The following is an 896-nucleotide window of genomic DNA, read 5'->3' on the forward strand; positions in this document are numbered from 1 at the left end:
CGGTTTCGTTCAATCCGGCTTCTCAGAGGTCCGGCTCGTCCGGGGCTGGCGTCATGCTTGCCGGACCTCAGAGAACCCTCCAGATTCTGAGAGACGACCAGTGGGAGCGTCTGAAGCCATTCGTCCCCGGTGGTCGCAAGGGCCGACGCGGCCCGCGCAGCGACGGGCGTCGTTTTTTTGATGCCGTGCTATGGCTTGCCCGGTCTGGCGGGCGCTGGCGCGATCTCCCCGAACGCTTTGGACCATTTGACACGGTCAAGCGGCGTATTACCGCTGGATCGAACACGGGGTATTCGACCGAATATTCGAGGCCGTTTCCGTCGATCCCGACCTCGAATGGCTGATGATCGACGCAACCGTCATTCGAGCCAATGCTCAGGCCGCCGGTGCGCGGCGAAAAAGGGGGGACCGCAAGCCCAGGCTCTTGGCCGCTCCCGAGGCGGCTTCGGAACCAAACTCCACGCCGTAGTCGATGCACTCGGCTTGCCTGTACGTTTCGAGTTTGGCCCCGGCCAGCAAAACGATATGGCCCCCGCCTGCAATCTGATCCGGGGATTGAAGGCCAATCAAGTCCTTGCGGATCGCGCCTATGACGCTGATCGGCTCTACGACCTCATCCTCGACCAAGGCGGCGAGCCGGTCATCCCGCCACGCCGCCATCGCAAGTACCAGCATGCCTATGATCGGCTCGCCTACAAGCTCCGCTGGGGCATTGAAGGTTTCTTCGCAAAGCTCAAGCAATGGCGACGCATCGCAACACGATACGACAAGATCGCCGCCAATTTCCTGGGCTTCGTCAAACTCGCCAGCATCATGTTCTGGCTAAGAGCCCGTCCGGAAGGTTCTTGAGTCCGATGAATCAGTTGTGATTCCATAGCTCTCCAGACGAATCGGGG

The 896-nt window shown here is 60.7% G+C and carries 1 pseudogene; it reads left to right on the forward strand.

Going from position 1 to position 896, the window contains the following annotated elements:
• Window positions 1–53 precede the first annotated feature (53 nt).
• Window positions 54–849: pseudogene (locus tag A6A05_RS19965) on the forward strand (IS5 family transposase).
• Window positions 850–896: the final 47 nt, after the last annotated feature.

The organism is Magnetospirillum moscoviense, from assembly GCF_001650635.1.
In the GTDB taxonomy this organism is placed as follows: Bacteria; Pseudomonadota; Alphaproteobacteria; order Rhodospirillales; family Magnetospirillaceae; genus Magnetospirillum; species Magnetospirillum moscoviense.